The 26,612-nt window shown below is 60.5% G+C and carries 24 protein-coding genes; 16 read left to right on the top strand and 8 right to left on the bottom strand.

Annotation, left to right across the window (positions count from 1 at the left end; all coding sequences use genetic code 11):
* Positions 1-24: 24 nt before the first annotated feature.
* The 4 genes from aroQ to gcbA form a co-directional block, all read right to left on the bottom strand.
* Positions 25-477, bottom strand: coding sequence for a type II 3-dehydroquinate dehydratase (gene aroQ / locus ACYZT4_RS18015; protein ID WP_461981876.1), 453 nt, complete (start codon positions 475-477; stop codon positions 25-27).
* A 131-nt stretch (positions 478-608) separates the two neighbouring features.
* Positions 609-2,354, bottom strand: coding sequence for a protein-disulfide reductase DsbD (locus ACYZT4_RS18010; RefSeq protein WP_461981874.1), 1,746 nt, complete (start codon positions 2,352-2,354; stop codon positions 609-611).
* A 163-nt stretch (positions 2,355-2,517) separates the two neighbouring features.
* Positions 2,518-3,561: a methyl-accepting chemotaxis protein gene (locus tag ACYZT4_RS18005; protein WP_461988721.1), complete on the bottom strand. Its 1,044-nt coding sequence runs from the start codon at positions 3,559-3,561 to the stop codon at positions 2,518-2,520.
* A gap of 955 nt (positions 3,562-4,516) precedes the next feature.
* Entirely contained in the window at positions 4,517-6,187 is a 1,671-nt protein-coding gene (gene gcbA, locus ACYZT4_RS18000; RefSeq protein WP_461981872.1) for a diguanylate cyclase GcbA, read from the bottom strand.
* A gap of 320 nt (positions 6,188-6,507) precedes the next feature.
* On the opposite strand from gcbA, the gene ACYZT4_RS17995 reads away from it, so the two are divergent.
* From ACYZT4_RS17995 to ACYZT4_RS17945, 11 genes are all read left to right on the top strand, one after another.
* A complete protein-coding gene (locus ACYZT4_RS17995) occupies positions 6,508-7,659 on the top strand; it encodes a DUF2515 family protein (protein ID WP_461981870.1) in 1,152 nt (383 codons plus the stop codon).
* The gene (locus tag ACYZT4_RS17990; protein WP_461981868.1) at positions 7,656-8,339 is read left to right on the top strand and encodes a hypothetical protein; all 684 of its coding nucleotides are present in this window, start codon (positions 7,656-7,658) and stop codon (positions 8,337-8,339) included. The genes ACYZT4_RS17995 and ACYZT4_RS17990 overlap by 4 nt, the downstream gene beginning before the upstream one ends.
* Positions 8,340-8,353: 14 nt before the next feature.
* Positions 8,354-8,860, top strand: a complete 507-nt coding sequence (locus ACYZT4_RS17985; protein ID WP_461981866.1) for an Hcp family type VI secretion system effector — start codon at positions 8,354-8,356, stop codon at positions 8,858-8,860.
* Entirely contained in the window at positions 8,857-9,333 is a 477-nt protein-coding gene (locus ACYZT4_RS17980) for a hypothetical protein (RefSeq protein WP_461981864.1), read from the top strand. The genes ACYZT4_RS17985 and ACYZT4_RS17980 overlap by 4 nt, the downstream gene beginning before the upstream one ends.
* 155 nt (positions 9,334-9,488) lie before the next feature.
* Positions 9,489-10,556 carry a DUF2333 family protein gene (locus tag ACYZT4_RS17975; protein ID WP_461981862.1) on the top strand — a complete coding sequence of 356 codons (1,068 nt, stop codon included), beginning with the start codon at positions 9,489-9,491 and terminating at the stop codon, positions 10,554-10,556.
* A gap of 3 nt (positions 10,557-10,559) precedes the next feature.
* Positions 10,560-11,117: an NUDIX hydrolase gene (locus tag ACYZT4_RS17970; RefSeq protein ID WP_461981860.1), complete on the top strand. Its 558-nt coding sequence runs from the start codon at positions 10,560-10,562 to the stop codon at positions 11,115-11,117.
* Between the two features lie 289 nt (positions 11,118-11,406).
* The gene (locus ACYZT4_RS17965; protein WP_461988720.1) at positions 11,407-11,778 is read left to right on the top strand and encodes a translation initiation factor Sui1; all 372 of its coding nucleotides are present in this window, start codon (positions 11,407-11,409) and stop codon (positions 11,776-11,778) included.
* Between the two features lie 218 nt (positions 11,779-11,996).
* The gene (gene speA / locus ACYZT4_RS17960; protein ID WP_461981858.1) at positions 11,997-13,910 is read left to right on the top strand and encodes an arginine decarboxylase; all 1,914 of its coding nucleotides are present in this window, start codon (positions 11,997-11,999) and stop codon (positions 13,908-13,910) included.
* Positions 13,911-14,143: 233 nt separating this feature from the next.
* Entirely contained in the window at positions 14,144-15,460 is a 1,317-nt protein-coding gene (locus ACYZT4_RS17955; RefSeq protein ID WP_461981856.1) for a contractile injection system protein, VgrG/Pvc8 family, read from the top strand.
* Complete coding sequence (locus tag ACYZT4_RS17950; protein WP_461981854.1) at positions 15,457-16,239, top strand: DUF4123 domain-containing protein; 783 nt, start codon at positions 15,457-15,459, stop codon at positions 16,237-16,239. The genes ACYZT4_RS17955 and ACYZT4_RS17950 overlap by 4 nt, the downstream gene beginning before the upstream one ends.
* 18 nt (positions 16,240-16,257) lie before the next feature.
* Positions 16,258-17,133: an alpha/beta hydrolase gene (locus tag ACYZT4_RS17945; protein WP_461981852.1), complete on the top strand. Its 876-nt coding sequence runs from the start codon at positions 16,258-16,260 to the stop codon at positions 17,131-17,133.
* On the opposite strand, the gene ACYZT4_RS17940 is transcribed toward ACYZT4_RS17945, so the two are convergent.
* Positions 17,127-18,476, bottom strand: a complete 1,350-nt coding sequence (locus tag ACYZT4_RS17940) for an MATE family efflux transporter (RefSeq protein ID WP_461981850.1) — start codon at positions 18,474-18,476, stop codon at positions 17,127-17,129. The genes ACYZT4_RS17945 and ACYZT4_RS17940 overlap by 7 nt on opposite strands.
* Positions 18,477-18,543: 67 nt before the next feature.
* Complete coding sequence (locus tag ACYZT4_RS17935) at positions 18,544-18,837, bottom strand: hypothetical protein (protein WP_461981848.1); 294 nt, start codon at positions 18,835-18,837, stop codon at positions 18,544-18,546.
* 185 nt (positions 18,838-19,022) lie between these two features.
* Here ACYZT4_RS17935 and ACYZT4_RS17930 point away from each other — a divergent pair, with 185 nt between their 5' ends.
* From ACYZT4_RS17930 to ACYZT4_RS17910, 5 genes are all read left to right on the top strand, one after another.
* A complete protein-coding gene (locus ACYZT4_RS17930) occupies positions 19,023-19,325 on the top strand; it encodes a MazG-like family protein (RefSeq protein WP_461981846.1) in 303 nt (100 codons plus the stop codon).
* Complete coding sequence (locus ACYZT4_RS17925) at positions 19,325-20,074, top strand: methyltransferase domain-containing protein (protein WP_461981844.1); 750 nt, start codon at positions 19,325-19,327, stop codon at positions 20,072-20,074. Before ACYZT4_RS17930 ends, ACYZT4_RS17925 begins: the two co-directional genes overlap by 1 nt.
* 12 nt (positions 20,075-20,086) lie before the next feature.
* On the top strand, positions 20,087-20,713 hold the full coding sequence (locus tag ACYZT4_RS17920; protein WP_461981842.1) for a DUF4136 domain-containing protein: 627 nt from the start codon (positions 20,087-20,089) through the stop codon (positions 20,711-20,713).
* Positions 20,714-20,767: 54 nt separating this feature from the next.
* Entirely contained in the window at positions 20,768-21,325 is a 558-nt protein-coding gene (locus ACYZT4_RS17915; protein ID WP_461981841.1) for a DUF4136 domain-containing protein, read from the top strand.
* 143 nt (positions 21,326-21,468) lie between these two features.
* Complete coding sequence (locus ACYZT4_RS17910) at positions 21,469-23,388, top strand: pilus assembly protein TadG-related protein (RefSeq protein ID WP_461981839.1); 1,920 nt, start codon at positions 21,469-21,471, stop codon at positions 23,386-23,388.
* Here ACYZT4_RS17910 and ACYZT4_RS17905 read toward each other — a convergent pair.
* Together ACYZT4_RS17905 and ACYZT4_RS17900 are read right to left on the bottom strand one after the other, a co-directional pair.
* Complete coding sequence (locus ACYZT4_RS17905) at positions 23,373-26,117, bottom strand: PAS domain-containing sensor histidine kinase (RefSeq protein ID WP_461981837.1); 2,745 nt, start codon at positions 26,115-26,117, stop codon at positions 23,373-23,375. The two genes, ACYZT4_RS17910 and ACYZT4_RS17905, sit on opposite strands and share 16 nt — an antisense overlap.
* Positions 26,114-26,554: a TadE/TadG family type IV pilus assembly protein gene (locus tag ACYZT4_RS17900; RefSeq protein ID WP_461981835.1), complete on the bottom strand. Its 441-nt coding sequence runs from the start codon at positions 26,552-26,554 to the stop codon at positions 26,114-26,116. Before ACYZT4_RS17900 ends, ACYZT4_RS17905 begins: the two co-directional genes overlap by 4 nt.
* Between the last annotated feature and the right edge of the window lie 58 nt (positions 26,555-26,612).

The raw sequence follows: 26,612 nt of genomic DNA, 5'->3' as shown, positions 1-26,612 counted from the left end.
GGTCAGGGGCGTTACGCTTGTTGTTCAAGCCGTTGCCTGTCTTTCAAGCTGTTCCAGGGCGGCCTCCAGGGCCAGTCGATAACCGCTGGCGCCAAGGCCGCAGATCACTCCCACCGCTACGTCGGAGAAGTAAGAGTGATGGCGGAAAGGTTCGCGTTTGTGCACGTTGGACAGATGCACTTCGATGAATGGGATGCTCACCGCCAGCAGCGCGTCACGTAATGCGACACTTGTGTGTGTAAAAGCTGCTGGGTTGATCAGAATGAAGTCCACCCCTTCGCTGCGGGCAGCGTGGATGCGGTCGATCAATTCGTACTCGGCGTTGCTTTGCAGGTGCAGCAAATGATGGCCGCCTTCACGGGCGCGGCGCTCCAGGTCCTGGTTGATCTGCGCCAGTGTCGTAGCACCATAGGTGCCCGGTTCGCGGGTGCCGAGCAAGTTCAGGTTGGGTCCGTGCAGAACCAGTAAAGTCGCCATCTGCTGTTCCTTGATATCTATGTGCAATTGTCAGAACCCGGCGACTATGCCGCAAAGCCTTTGTGACTGTCCAGTTCTATGCAATAGCCAGCACGATGGCCGATGTTTGCGCGAAATTTGTGACCGGGTGATTAAATCCGGTCATTTGCGTTCGCTACACGTTCGGCGAAGTCCGCCGCGTTGATCTCGCCGATCACCCGCACATCGAAGCGTTCAACCCCGTCCTTGCCGAAAAACATCAGCGCCGGAGGCCCGAACAGTTTGTAACGGTCGAGGAGGGCGCGTTGCTCGGCGTTGCTGGCCGTGATGTCGAAACGGATCAGTCGGTAGCCCTTGAGGCGTTCGACGACATTGCCGTCGTCGAGCACTTCGTGTTCGATGACTTTGCAGCTGATGCACCAATCGGCGTACCAGTCGAGCAGCAGCGGCGTGCCAAAGGATTTGGCCTCGGCGAGGACGCGATCGAGCTCGGTCGCCGTGGTAACGGTTTGCCAGTCGCCGGTGTTTTGCACCGGCTCATTACTGCTGACAACACGCGGCTGGCCAATCGGGTTGAACGGGTCGGTCTGGCCACTGAACGCGCCATACCAGCAGGCCAGCGCGTAAAACAGCAGGAACATGCCGAACAACTGCCCCAGGCGTTTTCGCGCAGGTTTGTAGACAAACTCCAGTGCGCCCATGAACAAACCGACGCCGCCTGCCAGCAAACCGATCAGCAGCAACGTGATTTGTCCCGGCAGGACTCGGCTGAGCAAGCCAATCGCCAGACCCAGCAACAACACGCCAATCGCGTTTTTCACGTAGATCAGCCACGGCCCGCTTTTCGGCAGCCAGGCGGCGCCGCCGGTGGCGACCAACAGGAGTGGCGCGCCCATGCCGAGGCCGAGCATGAACAGCTTCAGCCCGCCACCCAGCGCGTCGCCGCTGGCGCTGATGTACAGCAGCGCGCCGGCCAAAGGTGCCGAAACGCACGGCGAAACCAGCAGGCTGGACACTACGCCGAGCACCGCCGCGCCCCACAATGAGCCACCTTCCGTGCGACCGGCGATACGGTCCAGCCGGCTGCTGATCGCCTGCGGTAACTTCAGTTCGAAGACGCTGAACATCGCCAGTGCAAACACAGCAAAAAACGTCGCGAATGGCACCAATACCCAGGCGGATTGCAGGCGCGCTTGCAGGTTGAGCTGCGCGCCAAACATCCCCATCAACGCACCCAGCAGGGCAAAGCACGCCGCCATCGGCAGCACGTAAGCCAGGGACAGGTTGAAGCCGCGCCATCCGCCGACCTGCCCGCGCAATACCACGCCGGACAGGATCGGCAGCATTGGCAGCACGCACGGCGTGAACGTCAGGCCCAGGCCGGCGAGGAAGAACAGCGCGAGTTCGCGCCAACTCCAGCTTTTGACGCTGGTTTCATTGCCTGCGCCATCGATGCTCAGGCGTTCGGTTTCGGGCGGATAGCACAGGCCTCTATCGGCGCAGCCTTGATAGGTCACGGCCAACGTGAAGGCGCGCTGATCTGTGCGAGGTAGTTCTACATCGAGAATCCCGTGGTAAACCTCGACGTCGCCAAAGTACTCATCGTGCTTTTGTTCACCCTTCGGCAACTGCGCAATACCAAGGACAATCTCGGCCGGATCAGCGCGAAATTGAAAGCGATGGCGATAGAGGTAGTAACCCTCGGTGGCAACGAAACGCAGTTTGATTGAGAGCGGCGTGCTCTCCACCAGGCTCAGCTGAAAAGCTTCGCGAACCGGCAGGAAGTCGGCACTGTTGTTGATCGAGCCCAGGGTGGCGCCGGGCCGGTTCTCCAGCAAGCCGGTGGCGGAGGCCGGCAAGGCGAGCATTAAAAGCAGCAGGCAGAGCAAACGGCGCATGACGATCTCGCGTATCGGAAGTGGGGGCATGATAGCGGACAGTGGCCGGGTGTGCAGGGCGGGGGATTTCGTGCTGATTGAAAGGACGCCATCGCTGGCAAGCCAGCTCCCACAGGTTTTGCGCTGACCGTGTGGGAGCTGGCTTGCCAGCGATGGCGGTTTATCAGACGCGGAAGGCTTGAACAGCCGTATGCAATCGCCCGCCCAACACCAGCAAATGCTCCCCTTGTTCTCGCCCCTCGCCAATCCTCAGCAAATTATCCCCACCCAATTGGTGAATCCGCTCACTGTGATCCCGGATCTCGCTGACAGCACCGCTCTGCTGCGCAGTGACATCGGCGATGCGCACGGCAGTGTCGGAAATGGTCTGGATCGCCCCGACGATTTTGTCCAGCGCGCCGTCAGCGGCCTGAGCCTGATTGGCCGTGGCTTCGGCGTGTTCGACCTGTGCGCGCATGCCTTCCACCGATTGCCGCGCGGCCGTTTGCAGTCCGGCGATCAACGTCTGGATCTCGGCGGTGGCACCGGCCGTACGTTGCGCCAGCGAGCGAACCTCTTCGGCCACGACGGCAAAACCGCGGCCCATTTCCCCGGCGCGGGCCGCTTCAATTGCGGCGTTCAATGCCAGCAGGTTGGTCTGGTCGGCAATCGAGCGGATCACCGTCAGCACGCCGCCGATGGTCGCCGACTCTTCAGCGAGGTGTTCGATCATTTGCGCATTGCCCTGCACTTCATCGACCAATGCGTGTAGCCCGGCGAGGCTCAAGCCAATGACTTTTTGCCCATGCTCCACCGCCAGTCCGGCGTGACGACTGGCGTCGGCGGCCTGGCTGGCATCGCCGGCGACTTGTTGAATCGTCGCTTCCAGTTCGCCGAGGGAATCGCGAATCAGTGCAGTGTCACCTGCCTGGTGCTCGGCGCCGCTGTGCAAATCATTGCTCAATTCGGCGAGAGTGCGGCTGCTGCCGGCGACCTGCTCGGCGTTGAGGCGAATGGTCCCGACCAGATCGACGAGGTAGGCGCGCAAGCGGTTGAGCGAGGCTTGAATGTCATGCAACTCGCGATTGGTTTTGCCCAGTTCAATGTCCCGGCTAAAGTCCCCTTCGGCCCAAGTCGAGAGAGCCGGCGCAAGATTGGTCAGCGTCCGGGCGAGGCGTCGTTGCAAGGTGTCGATGAGCAGCGCGATCAGCAGGATCAGGCCAATCATCACGCCTTGCATCAGCCGCACTTCGCTCTGGATTTGCCCGTGCTGGGCGCGTACCACCGGTTCCAGCCCGGCGATGGCTTGCTGCACCCCAGCGATTTTCAGGTGGGTCGCGGTGCTGAGGTCGGCTCGTTTCTGGATCTGATCGCGGGTGCGCGCCAGCTCCGCAGGGTAGCGATTGAGCAGGCTGGCGAGTTCGCGTTTGAGTCCGACGCCAGCATCTTCGGCCACGGCTTTTTCGCTGTTCTCCAGGCCCATCAGGGCGGCGAAGTCATCCGTGCCTGATTCCGCCTGACTGGTCACGCCGAGCAGCGGCAGGGCATTCAGACGTTCAGCCTGAGCGCGGATGCTGGTGACTTCCCGTTCAACATCGGCCGCCAGTTCACTGCGACCGCTGCTGACCAGTTTGTCCCGGGCCAGCGACAGTTTGCCCAAGTGTTGCGAGGCTGCCAGTAACGGCGTGAGGTACGTTGCGTTGCCGCTGGCGTATTGGCTGAGCTGATCGAGGCTGGCGCCGAGCTCGCGTTCGGCCTGCAACAGCAGCGCTTGTGGGTCGCCGGCGAGTTTGCCAGCGGCCAGCAGGTCGGTTTTGCTGAATTCTTCCAGGTTCGACAGGCTCGGGCGCAAAGTCTCGGCCAATGCGGGCGGCAACTCACCGAGTTCCTTTTGCAGTGCGTCGATGGCCTGGCTGGCGCTGCTCAGGCGCAGCGCGTCACCGCTGGCGAGGTAATCCTCGACGTTGCGTGCCACTTCATTCTGAAACTGCTGAGACAGCCCAAGGTAGCGCTCCATCAACAAGTACGGGCGCTCCAGGGCTTTTTGCGACCACCAGAGCGTGGCGCCGAGGGCCACGCACACGGCGACTAAAAGGAGGGTATTGAGATTGGTCAGCAGCTTCAGGCGCATCGCGGGACTACCAACGGCAGAATGGTAAGCGCCTGAAGTTATTGCGTTTCTGTTACAGGGTTATGACTGAATGGGTCGATTCTGATGAAAAGGTGGCACTTTGCTGTGACGCCCGCGAAGTCTGCACGCGGTTGCGCCCGGCGTGCTTGGCGCGGTACAGCGCCTCGTCCGCCTGGCTGGCCATCATCAGGCCGTCGGACCCTTCGTTCATCTCGACCACGCCAGCGCTAAAGGTGCACCAGAGATCCTGAGGCTGCGCGGGGTAATGAATTTCCGCAAAGCGCTGACGGATTTCGTCGAGGACGTTGTAGGCCGCTTCGATATCAGTGTCGGGCATGACGATCGCGAACTCTTCGCCACCGTAACGGCCGATGAAGTCGGTCTTGCGAAGACGCTGCTTGAGAAACAGCGCCAGGCTCTTGATCACGCGGTCACCCATGGGGTGGCCGTGGCTGTCGTTGACCCGTTTGAAGTGGTCAATGTCGAGCATCGCAAAGCTCAGCGGCTTGCTTTCGCGGCGGGCGCGGAAGCTGCAGTCTTCGAGCAGTTGCAGAATGTGCGTGTGGTTGTACAGCCCGGTAAGGCTGTCGCGAACCATTCGCGCTTTAAGATTGCGCGCCCGCGCCGCGCGATTGCGCACGGTGGTGATCAGGTGCCGCGGCTTGATCGGTTTGGTCAGGAAGTCGTCGCCACCCTCGCTCATGGCGTCGAGTTGCTTGTCCAGATCGTCTTCGGCGGACAGGTAAATGATCGGCACGCTGACGTAACGGTCGTTATGGCGAATCACTTTGGCCAGTTCAGTGCCGGTGCAACTCGGCATGTACATGTCAAGGATGATCAGGTCGGGCTGGAAGTCCGCCAGCTCAGCCATAGCCTGGATCGGGTCGATCAAGGTCCGCGTGACAATCCCGGCGCTGTTGAGCAGGCGCTCGGTGTGCAGGGCCTGGGCGCGCGAGTCGTCGATGATCAGCACTTTATAAGGTTCGTACTGCGCGACGCAGGTCAGGACTTCGATTTTCTCCAGCAGGCTCGAGGCTTCGAGGGTCCCGGTGAGAAACTCCTGACCACCGGCACGCACGGCGGCGAGCCGGGTCGGCGTGTCAGTTTCGAGCAGGCTGAAAAACAGCAGCGGCAACGGTTCATCGAGGCCGACCTGAGCTTCGGCCGCCAGTTTCAGGCCGATGCCAGGTCCGCTGAAGTCCACGTCCATGACGATCGCGGCCGGCAGGCGTTCAACCATCGCCGAGCGAAACGCAGCCACGCTGTCGAGGGATTGAGCGCTGAGCCCGAAAAACTCGAGCTGCTTGGCGAGGCGCTCGGCGCGGTCGTGATCCTGCAGCATCACGTAGATCGGTTTGCGCAGCGGCGGCAGGAACGTATGTTCAAATTGATCGCCATGACGCAGGCCGGTGCGCGACAGGCGCTGCATCAAGCGATTGAGGTCGGTAATCAAGCCACTGCTCAGGCGCCCGCGATTGGCGTCGACGGCCTCCAGCGACTGGCCGATGTGGCGCGCCAGTTGGCTGTGCTCCGGTTGTTCAAATCGCTCGGCGAAACGCAGCAGACGCAGGTTGGCCTCGCTCAGTTCCGATAAGTCGGTGGGGGACCACTCACTGCGTTGCAGGCGCTGCCAGATCTCAAGAATTTGACGTGCCTGATGAATTACCCGCTGGGCAAAATGGTGCTTGAGACGCTCACGGCTGGGGTCTTCTGGCTCGGTCATATCCTGACTACTAGTTAGGGTGCATGCTGAGATCGACTGGTGGCTCTATGCTAGCACCTCTTTTCAATGGCATGAGTGTCGCAGGTCAATAAACTGCGATGCGGCATCATTCAGTTTCTGACTGCTCGGTCTTGTTTGGTGATTTTTCATCGGCTTAGCCCTCTGGGCAGGGGTTCCGGACGTCTGAAGGTTTTTTACGAAACTTCCTCACGTTCGGCGAGCTTCGTCTGTCAGGGGATTCTGATTTTTCGCGCGTTGGAGCCGGACGGGATTTTTGCCTGATAGGGTTCAGGGATTCCCCTAGACGCTGTTCGCCCATCATGACCCAGTGTTTCAAAGACCTGCCCTGCGATGAGCAGCGCCTGAACCACAACTCCACGCCCGTTGCTGATTGTGAATGCAGTGAGGTGGAGCTTTATGGCACCAGGGCCCTCGTCACCGACGTGCCGATTTTAACGTGCGCGGGCCTTTGGCATCTTTATCAGCGCGAGGCAGAAGAAATCGTTGCGCCCGGCGGGTTGCTGATCGCTGATCCCGTGGCGCGCAATCGTGCGATCAATGCGGCTTACGCCAGGCTATGGCTGCACGATTCGAGGTTTCAATGGGCCGGGTTGGCGGCGTTTGCCTCCAAGCAAGTCGGCTGCGGATTGCTGCATGCGGCGGACAGTATCGAACTCATTCGCTCGGAGCATGAGACGCGAGAGCGGATGCGTGATAGCCGACGTGAGTTCGGGTTGCTGACGCCGGGCAAGATGGCCGAGCAGGCGGACGAATTGCGTGACTATAAGGAAGCGGATGCGCGCAATCCTGTTCCTTCTGTGGATTTTCGGTCTGAAAGAGAAGCGCTATCGCTGGTGCAACAGCAGTTCCGGCATGTGCACGAGATGATGGCGCTGGGGAATACCACACTGTTTCTTGATATTTATCCATTGCATGAATTTTATGCGAAGCGTGGGTGGAAGGAATTTCAGAAATGCTTGGGCGCCAGGGAGGGAATTTATGGGCATTCGAAGTTTCCGGTGTTGTGGCCAGTGGAGCAGAAAAAGCTTCGGTTCGGGCAGGTTCACTACCAAATACTGCAGGCTTTCGAGGCAATAGAGGCAGGAAATACAGCCGCAAGTGTCGAGTTTCTAGCCTGGCATGAGCAACGCAACATCCTCCAGCCGACCATTTATGAGGATCGGCAACTGGTGATGTTGCTTCGCGGCAACCATGCCTCTTACGTGACGGGTTTTCCTTCCGGTGTTGCACAGGCTATCGAGTTGACGCTTACCAGCCAATGTCAGCGTGCCGAGGATGATCGCACCATAGAGTTTGACAACAGCCCGCTGGCGGATTTGTCGGACATCAACCAGAGAATGACATTTGTACTTCGGGCGGCAGCGCGCTTTGATCACATGCTCAGCGATGACAACCGTGCCGCATTGGTGCAATCGATTAACGAGATCGCATCGGCCGGAGTAAACCTGTGAATCTGTGGCAGCGCCGTTCCGGTTTACGTCATGGCACAGGCCTGCTGATTCTGGCTGCTTTGATGGTGTTCGCCATACGTCAATTGCAACAGCCTCTTTGGGATGACCCGCAAATAACCCTTGAAATAGGCGGGACCTATGAGGAAATGCGGAAAATTTCAACGGCCCCTTTCAGTCCGCTGATACGCGGACATGTCTGGGGCGGAATTCCCAAGACCGATGCTCGCTTGCGATTTATCGACCCGCAATATGGATTTGATACGCCTTTAGCTCGCTTTTTTACAATTACATTCAATGACAACGTTATAGAAGACGTACTCATGTCTCCGCAAATCGAGCCATTACTGATCGACGACGCTTTAAACGTAGTGCTGGACCTGCAAGAGCAATTGCGTGCCAAAGGCTGGGTGGCGAAGGGGCTGCGAAGACATCCAACGATCGACGATACCCCTGAATGGCGGGACTACCTGAGGAAAGGAGTTTTGCACGGGCAATCAAATTGGCAAGCCGGTGATAAGTATCAAGTCACTTTGGCAGTAGGGCGCTTCGAGGATTACCGAAACCCCACCGAAGAACGCTACCTCATCACCCTGGCGCTCGCCAAACCCTGGGTTCCCTTCGACGAAATCGAAGACATGTACGACGAACCCAGTCACTTCCCCGCCCCACAACCCAAATAAAAAGGAGCCCCACCATGCCAACCCCCGCTTTCATGACTCTCCGCGGCGAAAAGCAAGGCCTGATCAGCGCGGGCGCTTTCACCGAAGGTTCGGTGGGCAACATTTACCAAATGGAGCGCAAGGACCAGATTATGATTCAGGCCCTGAGCCATGGCATTTTCGTGCCGAAGGGTTCGGGGGCCGGGCGGCGGATGCACAAGCCGTTGATCATCACCAAAACCATCGACAAGGCGTCGCCGCTGATCAACAACGCTTTGTGTTCGGGAGAATTGATCACCCAGTGCCGCGTCGAGTGGTATCGGACCTCGGCTCAGGGTATCCAGGAGCATTTCTACACGATGGAGCTGGAAGATGCGGTGATCGTCGGCGCTGAAGTGCTGATGCCGCATTGCCAGAATCCCGGCACCGCGCATCTGACTCAGCTGGAAAAGGTCCACTTCAGCTACCGGCGGATTTACTGGCGGCACGAAATCAGCCGAACCATGGGTTGCGATGAGTGGAGTGGCGGGGAAAACGCATGAGGCTGGTCAATGAGCGTGATCTTTCCGGATTGCAGCGAAAACACGCGTGGCCCAGTGAGCAAGCGTCGGAGTGGGTGCAAGAGGCGTTGCGGGATCATCAACCCATCGAAGGTCTCGCCGAACTGCGTAGCGGCCTGTTGATCAATCTCCACAGCGAGGTGCTCGAGCAGATCGAGCGGGGAGAATGGTGGCTGATCAAGGCCGAGGCCGATTTCATTGACTGGAAGATGCCGGACCGGGCCTTTGATCCCAAGGTAATCGAGCTGATGCAAAATCCACCGGCACAGCCAACGCGATCGCCAAGATTATTTCGGCTCGTAGACAGCGTAACGGGTAAGCCGCTGGCACAGCATCAATACATCGCCACAGTGGATGGCGACACATCGCCACGCAGAACCGACGGCGTGGGCATTGCGCATCTTTTTACATCAACTGAGACGCAGCAGATTTCGATGAAGATCATCGGTAATTGACTCGGGCATGGCCACTTGAGCTCATGGACAACCAGTTGTCACATCCACAGACGCTAATTTTTCCGGATAACCCCAACGGCGGGTGCCGGGCAAAGGCACGTTGTTGTATGGTTGTGGTCGAACCGATGAACTCAAGTGATTGAAAGGATATCGCCATGCTGGACTGGAAGAACCGCGCGGGCAGCGCGCCTGAACGTGCCGCTGAACCGAAATCGGCTACCCGCAGCTACATCGGTGGCCTGTTGTTCAGTCGGGCGCTGGCCACGCTGATCGGCCTCTACCTGATCGTGACCATCGCGCTGGGCTGGTACTGGAGCCAGGAGCCGGCGCTGTTCCCGGTTCAACAGAATGCGCAAATGGCTGCCGAGAAAGAAGGCAAGCAGATGGTGATCGGTTACACCACGGTGGAAACCCTCAAGACCGTTGCCGGTACATTGCTGAACAAACCGGGCGGCTATATTTCCAACGACCGTTTTCCGCCAGGCCTGTGGATGGACAACACGCCGAGCTGGGAATATGGCGTGCTGGTCCAGGTCCGCGACCTGACGCGAGCACTGCGTAAAGACTTCGCCCGTTCGCAATCGCAATCGGCCGAAGACTCCGATCTGGCGAAGGCCGAGCCGCGCTTCAACTTCGATAATAAAAGCTGGGTGCTGCCGTCCAGTGAGTCGGAGTATCAGGAAGGCATCAATTCCCTGAGCCGCTACCAGGCCCGCCTGTCCGACCCTTCGCAGAAAAACGCACTGTTTTATGCCCGCGCCGACAACCTGAACAACTGGCTGGGCGATGTGGGCACCCGCTTGGGTTCGCTGTCGCAACGCCTGTCGGCCAGCGTTGGCCGGGTCAAGCTGAACACTGCGCTGAAAACTGAAGTCGTCGCGCCGGGTCAAGTGCCGCAGGTTGATGAAGAAATCGTCGAAACCCCGTGGATGCAGATCGACAACGTGTTCTACGAGGCCCGTGGCCAGGCCTGGGCGTTGTCCCACTTGCTGCGCGCCATCGAAGTCGACTTCGCTGATGTGCTGGCGAAGAAGAACGCGACGGTCAGCGTGCGCCAGATCATTCGTGAGCTGGAAGCCTCGCAAGAGCCAGTCTGGAGCCCGATGATTCTCAACGGCAGCGGCTTCGGCGTGCTGGCCAACCACTCGCTGGTCATGGCCAACTACATCTCGCGGGCCAACGCGGCGGTGATCGATTTGCGTCAATTGCTCAATCAGGGCTGAGTCATGGTCGATAACGCCAGAGAGGCGGCCCATCGCGCGGCCTCCGATGCCGAACAGATCGCCTGGGTCGACGAGCAGGACAACCTGCTCGGCGCCCTGGTCCGCTCCGACCTGCGCGAACGCGGGCTGATTGGGCGCGGCACCTACATCATGCTGTTCAACTCTGCCGGCGAACTCTGTGTGCATCGGCGCACCTTGAGCAAGGCGATTTATCCGGGGTACTGGGACGTGGCGGCGGGGGGCATGGTGCTCGCCAGCGAAACCTACGCGCAATCGGCAGCCCGGGAGCTGGAAGAAGAACTGGGCGTCAGCGGCGTGAAACTGAGCGCCCACGACCATTTTTTCTTCGAGGACACCGGCAACCGCCTGTGGTGTTCAGCGTTTTCGGCCGTGTGGGACGGCCCGCTGATCCTGCAGCCTGAAGAGGTGCTCGAAGCGCGCTTTATTCCCATCGATCAAGTGATGCTGGAAATCCGGCAAAAGCCTTATTGCCCGGACTCTTTGGCGGCGTTGAAGCGCTATCTCAAGGCGCGTGACAAGGACGTCGCAAAAGAGGCATGAATTGGCGCCGATTGGCTCTTAGCAATCGGCGTTTTTGCCGTTACACTGCGCGACCTTTTGAAACTGAACCGGTATTGCTTTCCTGTAGGAGCGAGCTTGCTCGCGATAGACGTCAACGATAACGCGGGCGTCCAGAATGAATGCGTTGCCCTTGCGTTTTCGCGAGCAAGCTCGCTCCTACAAGGGTTTTATCGGTTCAGTAGCGCTGCCCCTGCCTGAGTGGGGCTTCGCGGTCGAGGGCACTTCCCGAGTGCCGCGACCAGTCTTTGTCCTCCCAAGAGGATTGCCGGTGGCCAAAAAAGCCGCATCCTTCGCCGCCCTTGGTGGCCTGGTATTTTCCACCGACGCAGGTCGTCATTGCCCGGATTGCAGTCAACCGGTGCACGCCTGTATCTGCAAACAGACCGTTATCCCGGCCGGCGACGGCATTGCTCGCGTGCGTCGCGAAAGCAAGGGCCGTGGCGGCAAGACGGTGACGACCATCACCGGTGTGCCACTGGCGGAAGACGCGCTCAAGGACCTGGCCACGACGTTGAAGAAGCGTTGTGGTACCGGTGGAGCGCTGAAGGACGGCATCATTGAAATCCAGGGCGATCATGTCGAGCTGTTGTTGGGCGAGCTGATCAAACTCGGTTTCAAAGCAAAGAAGTCCGGCGGCTAGCAGCCTCTGTGAAAACCACCCCCGGCTTGACCCGTGCCTGATTTTCTCGCGGCCTGGCGTCGCCCACATGGTTTTCACAGAGCCTGTTCTGACCGGTTTCTAAACTCACTGCGGTCAGCGAGGTCTATCCCTTCGCTGACGAACCGTCATTTTCATCCTTTAGACTGCGCCGGCCTGAACCCAGGCGACGCTCTATGACTTCTTTATAGGGGACTTCAATGTCCGTACGACGCACACGCAAAGACGATGGCAGCCAATGGACAGTTGCGGACAGCCGCAGTGTTTACGGGATTCGCCATTGGGGGGCCGGATATTTCGCGATCAGTGACGCCGGTCGCGTCGAAGTTCGTCCGAACGGTCCGAACAGCTCGCCAATCGACCTGTTCGAGCAAGTCGACCAGCTGCGCAAAAGCGGCCTGTCCTTGCCGTTGCTGGTGCGTTTCCCGGACATTCTGCAAGACCGCGTGCGTCAGCTGACCGGCGCGTTCGACGCCAACATCGAGCGCCTCGAATACCAGAGCAAATACACCGCGCTTTACCCGATCAAGGTCAACCAGCAAGAAGCGGTGATCGAGAACATCATCGCCACCCAGGACGTGTCCATCGGTCTGGAGGCCGGCTCCAAGCCTGAGCTGCTGGCGGTGCTGGCGCTGGCGCCGAAGGGCGGCACCATCGTCTGCAACGGTTACAAGGACCGTGAGTTCATCCGTCTGGCACTGATAGGTCAGAAGCTCGGTCACAATGTGTTTATCGTGATCGAGAAAGAATCCGAAGTTGAACTGGTGATTGAAGAAGCCGCCTCGCTGAAGGTCAAGCCTCAGGTCGGCCTGCGCGTACGCTTGTCGTCGCTGGCCTCGAGCAAGTGGGCCGACACCGGCGGCGAAAAATCCAAGTTCGGTCTGTCGGCGGCGCAACTGCTGTCGGTGGTCGAGCGCTTCCGCGCGGCGGGCCTGGATCAGGGCATTCGCCTGCTGCACTTCCACATGGGCTCGCAGATCGCCAACCTGGCGGACTACCAGCACGGTTTCAAGGAAGCGATTCGTTACTACGGCGAACTGCGCAACCTTGGCTTGCCGGTGGATCACATCGACGTCGGCGGCGGTCTGGGCGTCGACTACGACGGCACGCATTCGCGTAATGCCAGCTCGATCAACTACGACATGGACGATTACGCCGGTGTCGTGGTCGGGATGCTCAAGGAATTCTGCGACGCGCAGAACCTGCCGCACCCGAACATCTTTTCCGAAAGCGGCCGCTCCCTGACCGCGCACCACGCCATGCTGGTGGTGCAAGTCACCGACGTCGAAAAACACAACGACGACGTGCCGCAGATCGACAACAAGGAAACGCTGCCGGAAACCGTGCAGTGGCTGGTTGACCTGCTTGGCCCGACCGACATCGAGATGGTCACCGAAACCTACTGGCGCGCCACGCACTACATGAGCGACATCGCCACCCAGTACGCCGACGGCAAGCTGACCCTGGCCGAAAAAGCCCTGGCCGAGCAGTGCTACTTCGCCGTTTGCCGCCGCCTGCACAACTCGTTGAAGGCGCGTCAGCGTTCGCACCGCCAGGTGCTCGATGAACTCAACGACAAGCTGGCCGACAAGTACATCTGCAACTTCTCGGTGTTCCAGAGCCTGCCGGACACCTGGGCCATCGGCCAGGTCCTGCCGATCCTGCCGCTGCACCGTCTCGACGAAGAACCGCTGCGCCGCGCCGTGCTGCAGGATCTGACCTGCGACTCCGACGGCAAGATCAAGCAATACGTCGACGAGCAGAGCATCGAAACCAGCCTGCCGGTGCACGCACTGAACGAAGGTGAAGACTACTTGCTGGGGATCTTCCTGGTGGGCGCCTATCAGGAAATTCTCGGCGACATGCACAACCTGTTCGGTGACACCGACTCGGTGAACATCTACCAGAATGCCGACGGCAGCGTGTACCACGCGGGTATCGAAACTCACGACACCATCGAAGACATGCTGCGTTACGTGCATTTGTCGCCGGAAGAGCTGATGACCCACTACCGCGACAAGTGCGCCAGCGCGCGCATCAGTGCGGCCGAACGCACCCAGTTCCTCGACGCCTTGCGCCTGGGCCTGACCCGTTCGTCTTACCTGTCCTCTTGAGGTAAGTCGCCGTTCTCATCAGGTTGTCTGAAAAGTTTCCGCACGCAGCGGAAATTTCAGATGACCTGGTGCGACGGTTCTCTATTTTCCTGCGAAATTGCCCACACTCCCGGCTATCACAGCCATATGGTCCTCTTTTCACGTAGGCCATTTCCTAAGTTGTACTTCGGCACTCTACTCGGCCATGCCTCTCGGCGAGAATCCCCGGCCGCCCCTCCTGTAGAGAATCGCCGATGTTCGATCCAGCCAACGAACCGTCATTTCGTCTGGATGTAGCCGGTCTGCCCGACCCGTTCGAAGTCCTGGCCTTTACCGGTAGAGAAGCGATCAGCGAGCCTTTTGTGTTCGATGTGGATCTGCTGATCGATGACCCGACACTCGACCTTGCAAGCTTGCTGTACCGTCCGGCCGTTTTGCATTTCGGGCCCGAGGGCAACACGTTGCATGGCCTGTTGCATGAACTGGTCCAGCGTGACCATGGCTCTCTTGTCAGGCTTTGCCGGTTGCGACTGGGGCCGAGGCTGGCGTGTCTTGCCCAGCGTTTCAATCAGCGGATCTTCAATGCACTGTCGGTGCCCGACATTCTCAGTCAGGTGCTGAGGGAACACGGCATCGCCGGCAGGGATCGACGCTTCGAACTGATGGGCGAATACCCGCCCCGGGATTTCTGCACCCAGTATCGGGAATCGGATTTGCAGTTTCTCCAGCGTCTGTGTGCTCAGGAGGGCCTGCATTACCATTTCGAACCGCATGCGCAGGGGCACTGCGTGGTGTTCGGTGATAGCCGCGGGCATTTCCGTCTCGGCGAGAGCGCACGGTTCCAGTCCGATGGCGGGCAACCGGCGGTGCGGCAGTTTCAGCTGCAGGTAGGCCAGCGTACCGCGCCCAGTGCCGAAGGGCGCACCGATCTGCCGATGTTGCGCAGCGGGCACTTGATGCCGTTGGCCGGCCACCCGGTCGCCGACTGGAATCATCTGTGGCTGTTGACCGATGTTGAACATGAGGGCAGCCAGGACCCACGGGTGCCTTACAGCAATCGTATCCGCGCGATTCATTGGGAGACACCCTTCGTCCCGCCCTCCTGCGCGGTGAAACCACGGATGCACAGCCTGCAGCGCGCCTGGGTTGTCGATGTCGATGAGCCTCGGCCGGATGCGTCCAGGCCAGTGGCCGTGCAGTTTGACTGGGTCTATCAGGGTGAAGGCGCGACACCCAGCTACTGCTGGCTGCCGCTGGCCACTGAGCTGGACGATTCCGGCGTCGCGTCATTGAGCGAGGGCACCGAGGTGGTGGTGAGTTTCATCGAGGGCGATCCGGATCAGCCGTTGATTTGCGGGTTTCTGCCCACACCGTCGACGGTCGGAGAAGTCGCGCGTTTCGGCCCGACAGAAAAGAGTCTGCCCGAGGAAGGTTTACTGAAGCTCCTGCGCTCGGGCGAGCCTTTGGTGCTCCTGTGTCTATTGCCTGGCGGCGGCAGTTTCAGCCATTGCACTGAGGCGCCCTGCACCTGTCGGGCGGTGACCGGGTTTGGCCAGAGCGGTGCGGCATGATCGGCGCAACGGCGCAATGGCTGTTGCTGGACGTGCCCAGTGCACCTAAAGCGAAGGCATTGCTGCAACAGTCATTCGCCCCGGCAAGCCAGTTCTGGCTATTCGAGGACACAGAATGGCAGGCGTTACGCACGGACGGCCCGGTCCTGATCGACCTTCGAACCTGCCCGGCACTGGCGGAATCGTGCTACAGCCAAACGCAGGTCTGGCGTGGCTTGCTGATCGTCAGCAAGGCGTCGTCGGGGCAGTTGCTGGCGCATTTGCGGCGCATGCTCACCGTCACGCTGGGGCTGCACCACCGGGCCTTGCTGAGTTTTTACAACCCCAACACGGCGAGCTATTTTTTCGATGCCTGCGATGCGGTGGAACTGAGTCGCTGGCTGGGACCTATCATGGAGTTGCACTGGTTCGGCGGAACCTGGGCTGACCGTGCGATCGGCAGTCAGGGCTGGCAGCAGTTGCTTAATCCGCAGCTCGACGTCAGTCCATTGCCGGTCGAAGAAAGTCTCAGCCTTCGCCAGCGGGAAAATCTGCAGACTTGTCTGCTGGAACAACATGCCTGGCACTGGAGCCAATCCACCGGGACCGATTACAGCAGCCTGTGGTCCCATGTGCAGGAGGGGCTTGCGCTGGGTTTCAGCGAGCGGCCGGTTCTTGACGGCTGGTTATGGCTACGCTTGCAGCATCCCCGCGCTTTGCTGGGGCAGCCGCTGTCGGGACTGACCCAGCAGGAACGCCTCGACAGCCTGCGCCAACGCTGGCAAAACGATCAATCCTGAGCATGAGGTCCGACATTCATGGCGAACGCAATCCGGCGACTGTTCACCCTGGCAATCGGCGGGTTTTTGCTTTTCACGATGACGGCATGCTCGCCGTTGAAATTGCTGAATGCCCTGACCCCAGACGGCAGTTTCGACAAGACCGAGGGCATTGCCTACGGAGATGACCCGCGGCAAAAACTCGACGTGTATGTGCCGCGCCACCTAGCCGGGAATGCGCCGGTGGTGGTGTTTTTCTACGGCGGCAGCTGGAACAGCGGCTCACGCAGCGACTACACCTTTGTCGGCGAGGCCTTGGCGTCCAGAGGAATTGTTGCGGTGCTGGCGGACTATCGCCTGTATCCGCAGGTGCGCTATCCGCTGTTTCTGGAGGATGGCGCGAAAGCCGTGGCCTGGACCCACGAGCACATTGGCCAGTTTTCCGGCGATCCACAGCGGTTGTTCCTGATGGGCCACAGTTCCGGAGCCTACAACGCCGCGATGCTGGCGCTGGACCCAACCCTGCTCGGAGCCGTGGGCTTGTCACCGCACAACCTCAGAGGCTGGATCGGCCTGGCCGGGCCCTACGACTTTTTGCCGATCGAAAATCGTGACGTGCGGCCGGTGTTTTTCTGGCCGGATTCGCCGCCGCAATCGCAGCCGATCAATCATGTCAGTCGCGGCGCGCCGCCCGCGTTATTGATGGCGGCGAAGGACGACAATCTGGTCAACCCGACGCGCAACACCGGTGGTCTGGCGCGCAAGCTGCGGGCGGCGGGCGTGCCGGTACAGGACCTGTATTTCTCGCGCCCAGGACACGCCACGTTGGTGGCGTCGCTGTCACGCCCGATGCGCGGGCTGGCGCCAGTGCTGGAGCAAATCGCAGCGTTCGTGAAGGCACCGCCGGTTCAGTAAGCCCGACCCGTGAACCAGCCGTCGTTTTTGCGCAGAAACCAGGCAATCGCCCCGAGCGTCAGGCTGCGCAGCACCATGAACAGCAGGAAGGTTATCCACAGCCCGTGGTTGCCCAGACCTTGCAACGCCCAGCTAAACGGCAGGATAAGCAGCACCGTCAGCAGCATGCCGTTGCGCATTTCCCGAGCACGGGTGGCGCCAATGAACAGTCCGTCGAGCAAGTAGCTCCAGACCGCGATCAAAGGCAGGGCGGCGAGGTAGGGCAGGTAGATGAAGGCTGTGTCGCGCACGCTTTGAATGTTGGTTTGCATTTCGATGAACAGGTGCCCGGCGAACAGGAACAGCGCGGCAAATCCCAGGCTCGCCAGCAACGACCAGCCGCACGCCACCACCAATGAACGGCGCAGGGCGTCGCGGTCGCGAGCGCCAATGGCATGGCCGCACAGCGCCTCCACGGCATGGGCCAGGCCGTCCAGCGCATGGGCGGTCAACAGCAAACCGTTGAGCAGCAGGGCGTTGGCGGCCACGGTGGCGTCACCCAAACGTGCACCTTGCACGGTGATCAGGAAAAACACCGATTGCAGCAGCAGACTGCGGATAAAGATGTCGCGATTGACTGCCAGCAGCGGTCGCCAGCTCTGCCACAACGCCAGCGCTGCCCAGACGATGTGGCCGGGGTAAGCGCGCAGGGCCTTGCGGGTCAGCAGCAGGCCGATCAGTGCGCCGGTCCATTCGGCGATCACCGAGGCCCGGGCCGCCCCGACCACGCCCCATTCCAGGCCGAGGACGAACCACAGGTTCAGCGCAACGTTGACCAGGTTGGTGCTCAGCAGAATCGCCAGCGGAGCCCGTGCGTTCTGGGTGCCGAGGAACCAGCCGACCAGCGCGTAACTGGCCAGTGCGGCGGGCAGGCCGAACAGGCGCGTGTGGAAAAACTCGCGGGTCAGGTGCTCCAGCTCTGCCGAGGGTTGCATGAAGTGCAGCGCGACACCGCTCAGCGGAATGCCCACGGCACCGAGGACAATCGCCAGCCCCATGGCCAGCAACAGACCTTGCAACAGAATCTGCCGCAACGCCGCACCATCCCCGCGTCCGGCGGCCTGAGCGGCAAATCCGGTGGAGCCCATGCGCAGAAAGCCCATCGCCCACGCCAGGAACGTATACAGGCTGGCCCCGACCGCGACCGCGCCCAGTTGATGGGCATGGGGCAGGTGGCCGATCACTGTGCTGTCGACCAGCGCCACCAGCGGCACGGAGATGTTCGAGAGAATCATGGGCGCGGCAAGCGACCAGACCCGGCGATGAGTCGGGCGGTCGCGCCAGTCGGCGATCAGGTTGGACATGCAGGCTCCCTGGAGAGCCGGCATTGTAGCGATTCATTTGGCATATCCGCCGATCAAATGTGGGAGGTTAGTGGATGATCCAGCTCAGCAACCACAAACCGAGCACCAGCCAGATGATTCCCATGATGATCGACGCGCTCATGAACGCCCGGATCGCCGACCACAACAGCATCAGCCCCAGGATCAACGCGATGATGCTGATGATCGAAGTGTCCATCCCCAGTGCCCGGGACAGGCCTTCGACAAAATTCCCGCCGGCGTGGCTCAACAGATTGAACAGGCCACTGAGGCCATCAACGATAAAGCGGATGACTGAACCGAGCGCCTGGCCGAGCCATTCGAAAAAACCTTCTACCTGCATGTCGTTAGCGTCCTGATGTAAGGGGTTGAGGCTTGGGCCATTGATCGCAGCGCCGAGTTCCCTGGGGCATTGAGTATGACGCAAGATCCCTGTAGCAGTTGCCGAACGCAACCTTCGGCCGCTGTTACATAGGCCTTGCCTTGATCGAGCATCCCCCCGAAGCTATACGCCTTCAGGAGAGCCCGATGAACCTTGTTGAACTGACCGAACGCCTGCACGCCATCCGTGACCGCAATGACTGGCGGCCATTTCACAGCCCGAAAAACCTGGCCATGGCCGCCAGCGTGGAGATGTCCGAGCTGGTGGAAATCTTCCAGTGGCTGAGCGAAGACCAGTCGCGCCAGTTGCCGGCTGACAAACTGGCCCATGCCGGGCAGGAAGTCGGCGATATCGTGCTCTACCTACTGTTGCTGTGCAGCGAGTTGGGGTTGGACATGAATGAAGTGGTGCGCAGCAAGCTCGCGGACAGTGAACGGAGGTTCAACTGATGAGTGATCGTCATTTCGATCAACTGGCGACGCGTTTTGCGGAGAAGATCTACGGCGGCGCCAAGGGCGCGATCCGTCTGGCGGTGCTTCAGGCCGACCTCGCCGAAACCCTGCCGGACCGACCTATGCGGGTCCTCGACATTGGTGCCGGACTGGGCCACATGTCGTTGTGGCTGGCCCAACGCGGGCATGACGTGACGTTGGCCGAACCCGCCGAACCGATGCTTGAAGGCGCCCGCCAACGCTTCGCCGACGCCGGGCAGACCGCGACGTTCATCCAGGCACCGTGGCAGGAATTGCTGGGTCAGCTCACCGAACCCTACGACCTGGTGCTGTGCCATGCCGTGCTGGAATGGCTGGCCGAGCCCCACGCGATCCTGCCGGTGTTGCATCAATTGACGAAGAAGGACGGCTGGTTGTCCCTGGCCTTCTACAACCGCGATGCGCTGATTTACCGCAACTTGCTCAAGGGCCACTTCCGCAAAATGCGCAAGAACGACATGGCCGGCGAGAAGCAGAGCCTGACCCCGCAGCAACCGCTTGATCCGCGTGAACTCGCAGCGCAACTTGAAGGCTTGTGGCAGGTCGAAACCCAGAGCGGGGTGCGTGTTTTCCACGATTACATGCCGGTGGAATTCCAGGCCCGCGCCGAACTGGTGGACTTGCTGGAAATGGAGCTGGCCCATCGGCGTCACCCAAGTTTTGCCGGACTTGGGCGCTATTTGCACTGGATCTGTCGGCCCGTCTGATCGGAGCGCGAAATGAAAAGTCGTTCAGGGTTACTGGTGATCTGTCTGGGGTTGGCGGCCTGCCAGGGCAGCAATCCCTACGTGGCCAGTTCCAAACCGTTGCCACCGGCGCCGCCCGCGGCGGCCAACACTTTTGACCGAAGTGCCTACCCGGCAGCGCCGCGCGACTACGGTCGCTACCGCAGTTGGGCCTGGCTCAACGGGCAGATGCCGCCGGGTTCAGCCTGGGCGGATTCGGCGCAAGTCGCCGAGGCCGTGAGCAATGCCCTGGACCAGCGGGGCTTGCGGCCGCTGCATGACAATCGCCCGGCCGACCTGTTCGTCAGCGCCAACCTGCACCTGGAAACCCGCCTGCGCCAGGTCCAGGATGACGCCGGTTATTACGGCGGCGGTTATGGCGGCGGTTATGGGGGGTATAACCGCTATGGCAGCGGTTATGGCATGTACAACACGGTGCCGATCATTCGCACTTATTCCGAACAGGTCGTGGTGGTGCGGGTGGACATGTTCGATGCCCAAAGCGGGCAACCCGTCTGGAGTTCGAGCGCCGAAACCAGCAACAAGGGCACCCAGAGTGCGCGGGCCGACGCCATTCGGGAGGCTGTGGAAAAGGCCATGTCGGCGTATCCTCCGAGTTAGCTTCGGTAGTCCAGAAGCATTCCACAGGTTCATGTCTTCAACCGGAGAATCATCATGTTCCGCCGTCTCGCTTTACTGGCCGTGGCCGCGCTGCTCAGTGCCTGCGCCGGCAACCAGGTCAATCATGATTTCGACGCCAGCCGCGACTTCGCTGCCTATCGCAGCTGGGGCTGGAGAGAACCCGCGCTGCAATATCGCCCTGATGACCCCCGGATCAAGAGTGACCTGACCGAGCAGCGCATCCGCCAATCGGTGGCCGATCAGCTGGATCAGCGCGGCTTGCGTCCGGCCGCCGCGGGCAGCAAGGGTGATGTGAACGTACAGACTTACCTGATCGTCGAAGACCGTCAGCAACAGGTGACCACCAACTACGGCGGCGGTTGGGGTGGCCCATGGAATGGCTATTGGGGCGGGCCGATGTACAACGAAACTCGCAACATCAGCTATAAAGTGGCGATCATCCAGATCGACCTGCTCGACGGCAAGGACGGTAAACTGGTGTGGCGCGGCAGTGACGAACAAATCCTCAGCCGCTCGCCGAACCCGAACGATCGCAGCACGGCGATACGTGAGACGGTCGGCCGAATCCTCGCCAATTACCCACCCCGCTAAATTCCGAAATCCCCCCGTGGGGCCCCACAGGGTTATTTTTTTGTCTGGGGTGGCGCGTTGCCAGCAGGCTTGCCCAGCCTTGTCTACACTGCTTTTCACCAATGGAGGTAGCGCTCGGCAGTGCGCCGGCAAAGGAGTGCGCGATGTTTCCCCGCTGGCAGTTCGGCGGCCCGGCCCGGCAACAAGGGGCGATCGGTTTGATGGCAGCACTGACCCTGGCTCTGGCCTTGGGATTCACGGTGTTGGTCATCGACACTGGCCGGCTCTATCTCGAACAACGCAAATTACAGCGTGTAGCGGATACCGCCGCGCTTGAGGCCGTGACCCGCAACGGTGATTGCCGGTCCGGGCTGAGCGCCGCCAGTTACGCCACTCAAAGTGCGGCTCGCAACGGTTTTACCGTCAACGCCAACGGCACACTGACGGTCAGTTGCGGCACCTTGCAGACCGGTGCAGATAACCTGCGAGCCTTCACCGTCGACTCGACCAAATCCGCCGCCGTGCGCGTCATCGCCACCCATACCGTTCCCACCAGCGTCGCCGCTGGCATTGGTGCGTTGCTGTCCGGCGGGCCGGCGAGTCTCACCACCCAACTGCACGCTACTGCCGTGGCTGCCGAGCCGAAAGCGACGCTAGCGCAGCTCAGTATCCGAAGCACCTTGGTGGGGGTTGATACGACGCAGTCAAACCTGCTGAATCCGCTGTTCTCAACGCTGCTGGGCGGCAATGTCAACCTTACGGCTGTCGGTTGGGACGGGTTGGTCAAGACCGACGTCAACTTGCTCAAGTTCATGGATCAATTAGCGATAAAACTGGGTGTCGCGGCGGGTGATTACACAGCGTTGCTGAACACCCAGGCCAGCGTCACCAAGTTCATTCAGGCCGCCGCCAATGCGCTCCCAGTGAACGGCTCCACGGCGACCGTCAAGACCGCGCTCGGTAACCTGGAGGTGGCTGCCACCAACGCCTCACCAATCAAGTTGGGTGATTTACTGCAGCTGCAAACCGGCACCGAGGCCGCCGGGCTCGATGCCACGGTGCAGCTGTTCCAGTTGATTCAGGGCTTTGTGCAACTGGCGAACAAAAACAGCGCGGTCACCGCTGTGTTGCCGGTGAATGTGCTGGGGCTGGCGGGCATGACCACGCGGATCAAGATCATTCAGCCGCCGCAATTTTCCGCAATTGGCGACCCGGCGCTGGCAAAACTGGCCCCCTTGGGCGTGAACAAAATATACGTGCGCACCGCGCAAATCCGCATCCTGGTGTCGGTTGATCTGTCATTGATCAATGCTGTTTTGCAGCTCGTCAATGTAGCGTTGCAGGGCGCAGTTGACCTGATCAACGCACTTCTCTCAACGACATGCCTTCTGAGTTGCACCCAGACGGACCTGCAAATCCTGCCTGATGGACTCAACCTCGACCTCGGCATTGAAGCCGGCGTGGGCAGCAGTTACGTCACCGATTATTCCTGTAACAGCCCGACGAGCAAAAGCCTCACCGCCACCACCAGCATTTCAGCCTTGCAGCTGAAGGTAGGCAGGATCGATCCGACCATCTGGCTGTCATCCTCGTCTGCGCCCGCCCTTTCGCCGCTGACGCTGGTCGATATCGGCTCGAAAACCTGCCATCTGCTCAGTTGCGGCGCACGCACACCGTTCGGTGGTGGCGGCAGTGAAATCATGATCGACAGCCCGGTTGCCGGCACCACCGAGCCCAATTACGCCTTCGCCAATCCCCATGAAATCAACGTGGCACCAAACCCCACGCATCCGGTAACGGTGTCCGGTGTGGTGGGCAGTTTGAAGGGGACGCTCCAGGGCATCACGTTGATTCAACACACGCCCACCATCGGCAGTCTGTTGGGCACGCTTTTGAATACGTTACTGTCGACGCTGGCAAATGTGGTGCAACTTCTGATTTCGGCCATCAGCGGCCTGCTCGCACCGCTCATTGACCCGATTGTCGACGGCCTGCTGGAAAATCTCGGGATCGACGTCAACAAGGTCGACGTCGGCTTCAACCTCACCTGCGGCCAAAAAGGCAAAGCCTATCTGGTGATCTGAGCCTCCACGAAAATCGGCAGTTCAACACAGAACCGCGCACCCTCAACCGAGTTGCGCACGCTGAGTTTTCCGCCCATGTTCTCGACGATGCCATAGCTCACCGACAACCCAAGCCCGGTGCCGACGCCCACCGGTTTAGTGGTGAAGAACGGTTCGAAGATCCGCTCCAGCAAGCGCGGATCGATCCCGCCGCCATTGTCCTCGACCCACAAACGGACCGCGTTTTCGTCACGCTCGGCCTGCACTGAAATCCACGGATTGAAGTCACGATCAGCTTCGCGTTTGCTCAGCAGCGCATCTCGAGCGTTGACGATCAGGTTGATCAGCACCTGTTCCAGCTGATCGACATAACCGCGCACCTGCACGTCGAAACCGCGCTCGCCGACCCGCAACTCAACACCTTTACCGCGCATGCCTTCCGCCAGCAGCGACAGCGTGCCGTCGATGGCGTCGAGCGGGTTGAACGGCTGCTGCTCGACTTCCGAGCGGCGGCCGAACACGCGCATGTGATCCACTACCCGCGCGGCGCGCTGGACCTGGGCGTCGATGCGGTTGAGCTTTTCGGTGAGGTAGTCGACCTGCACATCGCCGTTGCTCAAGCGCTTTAGCACATTGACGATGGCCATGCGCATTACATTCAGCGGCTGGTTGATTTCGTGGGCCAGGCCCGTGGCCATTTCGCCGAGGGTGGCCATTTTCGCGCTCTGGGCCAGCTGTTGCTGGGAACGCCGGACCTCGGTGTTGTCGCGGCCCACGGCCTGGATTTCCAGCAAACGACCCTGCTCATCAAACACGCCACGGTCCGACCAGACCCACCAGGCATGTTCGCGTCCGGGCAATTGCAGGTTGATCTCCGCGGTGCTGACCGGGAATTGCGCGCTCAACTGGTTGAGCCGCTGCACAAACGCTTCACGTTGTTCCGGCGACATCCAGTTGCCCAGATTCACCCCCGGCAATGCCTCGGGTTGGCATTCCAGATAAGTCGCCAGCGGCCGGTTGCCGAACGTCAGGGTCAGGTCCGGGCGATAACGGCAGATCATCGCCGGGGAGTCTTCGACCAGAATCCGGTAGCGTTCTTCGCTGCGTTTAACCTGCTCGGCGGCCAGGGTGGCGTCGGTCACGTCCAGCCACAAGCCGACCGCTTCGACCGGCAGGCCGAGGTCATCGCGCAGCAGCTTGGCTTCGTCGAGCAGCCAGTGATAATCGCCACGACTGTCACGCAACCGATAGCGCGCACTCGCCGCGCCTTCGCGCAGCAACTGTCGGGTGCGCTCGAAATAGCGGTCGCGGTCTTCGGGATGAATGCGCTCGACCAGTTCTCCCGCGCTGCATTCGGCCAGGCGCCAACCCAGCAGCGGCAGCAAGCTGTCGCTGAAAAAGCTCGGCAGCAGCGCGCCTTCGACATAGCGCTGCACATAGATCACCGCCGGTGAGCTGGCGATCAGGTTGTCCAGTCGGGCATGGGCCGCCGCGGCTTTTTGTTCCTGGTTCTTGATGTCGCTGATGTCGAGCATGAAGCCCACCAGCCGCCGGTGCCTGCCGACGCCCAGGGCCTGGCCTTGCAAGCGATACCAGAGCGACGCGTCGGGAAGATGCAGGCGCACGCAGACCACCAGCGGCGTGCCTTGATCCTGCAAGTCTTGCAGGCGACTGCGCAGTTCTTCGCGGTCGGCGGGGTGGATCTGCTCAAGCCAGTCGTGCACGGGCAGGCGCGTGCCGGGCAGGTTCAGCGTAGTCGCCAGCGACGGGGCCAATTGCACTTCGGCACTGTCGCTGAAAAATTCCCACCAGCCTGTGCCGAGCAGGGCTTGCAGCGATTCCAGTCGCTCGAGTTGCAGATGATGCCGATGCTCGCGCAAGCGCTCCAGCAAAGGCCCGGCCAGCGCGGCGGCAAGTTGCAGCCAGTCACGCTCACCGACGTCGGGTGCGCGCTGTTGCACCGGATAGAAACCACAGAGCAACCACGCGACCACGCCTTGCGCGTCGTGATAAGGCACCGCCAGCCCTTCGGCATTGCCGAAGATGTCGCGCAGGCGCGGATGCTCACCGAGGATTAAATGGTGCGGGGCGCAGCCGCTTAAACTGTCGAGCCCGGTGCCCAGGCGCTGAGCGTTTTGCCACAACTGCGGGGCATCGGAGGCCGCGAAATGCTGGTGAATCTGCCAACCGTCTTCCTGTTCATCCAGCAGTGCCACGGCGATGCACGGGATCTGAAAGCGCTGGGTCAGGCTTTGCAGCTGCTCCACCAGCGCTTCCGGCAGGCGAGCGAGGCTGCACAAGCGCAATTGATCGCCGATCTGAGTCGCCAGCAACTGGCACTGTTCGCGCACTTGCGATTGCCGGCGTTCGTGCAGCAAGTCGCTGATGTCCAACAGCTGTAACAGCCAGGTATCGCCCAACGGCTGGACCCAACCCCGCAAGTGCAGGGGTTGGCCTGCGAGACTGTAAAAGTCCAGGTCCAGCGTTTGTCCTTGCCAGTCCGCCGGCCGGCCTTCGACGGCGAGGCTGCTGTGTGGCATGAGGAAATCCAGCAAGGGCGGCGCCTGTGTGGTGGACGCCTGTTGAGCCAGGCCATGGCGTAGCGGGCCGGTCAGGTGCAGCACTCGACCTTCGGCATCCAGGTGCATCTGTAAGCCGACGTTGGCCACGCTCAAGTGGCTGTTGGCATCCTGGGCAGTTGGCGGTTGGCGGTTGAGCAGACGCCCGAAGAGCGAGGCCCCGGAACTCAAAATTGCAGGCTCGATTTGGCGGTGAGTGTTGCCGGCAGATTGGGCACTTGGCCAATTCCCGGCAGGTTCAGAAACGGGATGACTTGCCGGAGTTTGTTGGTGGGGTAGTTTATTTCGACCTTCAATAACCCGCCGACATAAGTGGCGTCGGCGTCGGTGACAACGTTGAAATTCAGTGCGGCTGGAATCCAGGCCGTTTGTTTCGTCAGTTCCGATTTGGCCAGAGCGATTATTGCCGTCTGGTAGCCCGGCGTGTTCGTGTCCAATGCCACACTGCGGCGCACTGCTTCGGCCGTTGATTGGTTGAACGATTGCATCAGCAACAGCGGCAGGCTGTACGTGACAATCCCATAGAACACGGCGAAAAAAATCACGAACACCAAAGCAAACTCAATCGCTACGGCGCCTTTTTGCTTGCGGGGGAGGTGGGTTTTCATGAGTGCGTCTACCCTGACAATCACTGCGTAATGTCAGCATAGAATCATTCAGCCAAAA

This window comes from Pseudomonas sp. GB2N2 (assembly GCF_054897705.1).
Note: the sequence above shows the minus strand (reverse complement) of the source record. Positions and strands in the feature narration are given on the sequence as shown.

Coding starts and splice junctions, on each gene's coding strand:
- gcbA (WP_461981872.1), bottom strand. CDS start 6,187: ATGACCGAGCCAGAAGACCCCAGCCGTGAGCGTCTCAAGCACCATTTT.
- ACYZT4_RS17950 (WP_461981854.1), top strand. CDS start 15,457: ATGATCGGCGCAACGGCGCAATGGCTGTTGCTGGACGTGCCCAGTGCA.
- speA (WP_461981858.1), top strand. CDS start 11,997: ATGTCCGTACGACGCACACGCAAAGACGATGGCAGCCAATGGACAGTT.
- ACYZT4_RS17935 (WP_461981848.1), bottom strand. CDS start 18,837: ATGCAGGTAGAAGGTTTTTTCGAATGGCTCGGCCAGGCGCTCGGTTCA.
- ACYZT4_RS17980 (WP_461981864.1), top strand. CDS start 8,857: ATGAGGCTGGTCAATGAGCGTGATCTTTCCGGATTGCAGCGAAAACAC.
- ACYZT4_RS17930 (WP_461981846.1), top strand. CDS start 19,023: ATGAACCTTGTTGAACTGACCGAACGCCTGCACGCCATCCGTGACCGC.
- ACYZT4_RS17915 (WP_461981841.1), top strand. CDS start 20,768: ATGTTCCGCCGTCTCGCTTTACTGGCCGTGGCCGCGCTGCTCAGTGCC.
- ACYZT4_RS17910 (WP_461981839.1), top strand. CDS start 21,469: ATGTTTCCCCGCTGGCAGTTCGGCGGCCCGGCCCGGCAACAAGGGGCG.
- ACYZT4_RS17970 (WP_461981860.1), top strand. CDS start 10,560: ATGGTCGATAACGCCAGAGAGGCGGCCCATCGCGCGGCCTCCGATGCC.
- ACYZT4_RS18005 (WP_461988721.1), bottom strand. CDS start 3,561: ATGATTGGCCTGATCCTGCTGATCGCGCTGCTCATCGACACCTTGCAA.
- ACYZT4_RS17945 (WP_461981852.1), top strand. CDS start 16,258: ATGGCGAACGCAATCCGGCGACTGTTCACCCTGGCAATCGGCGGGTTT.
- ACYZT4_RS17940 (WP_461981850.1), bottom strand. CDS start 18,476: ATGTCCAACCTGATCGCCGACTGGCGCGACCGCCCGACTCATCGCCGG.
- aroQ (WP_461981876.1), bottom strand. CDS start 477: ATGGCGACTTTACTGGTTCTGCACGGACCCAACCTGAACTTGCTCGGC.
- ACYZT4_RS17955 (WP_461981856.1), top strand. CDS start 14,144: ATGTTCGATCCAGCCAACGAACCGTCATTTCGTCTGGATGTAGCCGGT.
- ACYZT4_RS17985 (WP_461981866.1), top strand. CDS start 8,354: ATGCCAACCCCCGCTTTCATGACTCTCCGCGGCGAAAAGCAAGGCCTG.
- ACYZT4_RS17900 (WP_461981835.1), bottom strand. CDS start 26,554: ATGAAAACCCACCTCCCCCGCAAGCAAAAAGGCGCCGTAGCGATTGAG.
- ACYZT4_RS17975 (WP_461981862.1), top strand. CDS start 9,489: ATGCTGGACTGGAAGAACCGCGCGGGCAGCGCGCCTGAACGTGCCGCT.
- ACYZT4_RS17995 (WP_461981870.1), top strand. CDS start 6,508: ATGACCCAGTGTTTCAAAGACCTGCCCTGCGATGAGCAGCGCCTGAAC.
- ACYZT4_RS17925 (WP_461981844.1), top strand. CDS start 19,325: ATGAGTGATCGTCATTTCGATCAACTGGCGACGCGTTTTGCGGAGAAG.
- ACYZT4_RS17920 (WP_461981842.1), top strand. CDS start 20,087: ATGAAAAGTCGTTCAGGGTTACTGGTGATCTGTCTGGGGTTGGCGGCC.
- ACYZT4_RS18010 (WP_461981874.1), bottom strand. CDS start 2,354: ATGCGCCGTTTGCTCTGCCTGCTGCTTTTAATGCTCGCCTTGCCGGCC.